This is a genomic window from Neobacillus drentensis (genome assembly GCF_036966985.1).
Classification (GTDB): Bacteria; Bacillota; Bacilli; order Bacillales; family Cytobacillaceae; genus Neobacillus; species Neobacillus drentensis_E.
Map to the genome: position 1 here is coordinate 1 of NZ_JBALSN010000093.1, position 1,856 is coordinate 1,856.

Annotated in this window: 2 protein-coding genes; one reads left to right on the forward strand and one right to left on the reverse strand. The window is 32.2% G+C overall.

Features of this window, described 5'->3' with window-relative positions; all coding sequences use genetic code 11:
* The first annotated feature begins 198 nt into the window (after positions 1 to 198).
* Positions 199 to 1,284 (forward strand): endonuclease NucS domain-containing protein, encoded by a 1,086-nt coding sequence (locus tag V7659_RS06715; protein WP_335538945.1) that lies wholly within the window; start codon positions 199 to 201, stop codon positions 1,282 to 1,284.
* A gap of 180 nt (positions 1,285 to 1,464) precedes the next feature.
* Here V7659_RS06715 and V7659_RS06720 read toward each other — a convergent pair.
* Positions 1,465 to 1,856, reverse strand: a 392-nt coding sequence (locus V7659_RS06720) for a hypothetical protein (RefSeq protein ID WP_335538946.1), incomplete at its 5' end; no start/stop codon positions are given.

Sequence of the window (1,856 nt, forward strand, 5' to 3'; positions counted from 1 at the left end):
AATTATATTATTTTAATACTATCAATTAGCTATTAGATTAAGTGATAACTAGCTGATGACACAATCAAGGAGATTATCAATTACGATAAAGAAAATCGGAATATTAAGAAATAAGATGTTGCCGACCTAGTGGTAGAAGTAGCAAAATCTCTTTAGTTATAAACTCCGCTGTCAGAAAAAATAAATGAGGTGAATAGAGTGCCTATTGAAGTGGGAGTATGGAAAGTAAATGATGGAATAAAGAAAATTTCATTTTCTCCAATCGAGTCAGAAAGAAAATTAGAAGATATATTAGTAAAGGATTTATCAATTCTTTCCGAAAACTTATTATTGATTGGCAGACAAATTCAAACAGAATTCGGAAAGTTTATTGATATGCTAGCAGTCGATGAAGAGGGCAACCTACATATTATTGAACTAAAGAAACATAGAGCACCTAGAGAAGTGGTTGCACAAGCAATTGACTATGCAACCTGGGTTCAGAACCTTTCATACGAACAAATATTAAATATATATGAGGATAAAAATAATAGACCATTAGAAGAAGCATTCGCTGAAAAATTTGATGATAGTCTACCGGACAAATTAAATGACTCCCATCAAATAACAATTGTATCGGCACAACTGGATAGTGAAACAGAGAGGATAATTAATTACTTATCTAATAATTTTGACGTACCAATTAACGCTGTTTTCTTCAGATACTTTGAAGAGGGAGAACAACAGTTTATAACTAGAAGTTGGCTACTAGATCCTAATGAGATAGAAGAGAAATCTAGTAATACAAAGGTAGAAAATAAGAAGGAAAAATGGAACAAACAAGATTTTGTAGTTAATTTTGAAGAAAAGCCCCATCGAAAATGGGAAGATGCAGTAAATTATGGATTCATATCAGCAGGTGGTGGTCGTTGGTATAGTAGGACATTGAGTCAATTATTTATTGGTGCTAGGGTATTTTGTATGATTCCGAAAAAGGGATATGTTGGTATAGGAAAAGTTGTAGAAACAGTAAAACCCATAAAAGATGTAAAGTTTAAAGTTGGTAAAGAAGAGAAGAGTGTTGGTGATTTGGTTCTAAAGGCACAAAATATGCTACATGATATCGATGATTCTGAAATATGTGAGTATGTTGTAAAAGTGGAATGGTTAAAGCATGTGCCTAAAGAAGAGGCTTATTGGGAAAAAGGTTTAAAGGCCAACCAAAACAGTGCATATAAATTAAGAAGCCAATACACTATTGAGAAGGTATCGGAATTTTTTGGTCTTGAAACAGTGGAAAAATAATTAACGAGGAAATCCTTTATTTAAAGGATTCCCTCGTCCTTTTTATTTGTGATGGGAAATAAATTATTAGTATTACAATCCTAAATTTTTTTTAAGATGAGCTGGTTCTTCAATTCTTAACTCATTTGTATTGTTTACCCAGAATCTTAATATTTCATGTTTATCTAGACCCTTTGAAATTTAAGACACTCTTTCTTTAACTCTATTGATATCAGGAAAACCCATTATGAATACCGCAGTATTTCTAGTTGAGCAAAATTGCTGAAACCGCATCGTTTGTGTTAATTGTTCAGAAAGCTGAATATCAAGTTGTGAACCATCAAACACAATATCTGTCCCAAAATTCTTATATGCTTGATTTCCTCTAGACTCAATTATTAATTCCAAATCATTTTTTACTGCTCTGATGTCTTCCTCGGAATGTGTAGTCCCCCTAACTACTGAAAAACCTTTAATCTCCAAATAGTTTACTATAGAATCATTTACATCATTAGGGGTCATAATTACTGAATCAGGGTGAATTTGTGAAGAGTTTATAGTAGGCATAATGTCTCCTTTCGCAATTTTATAAT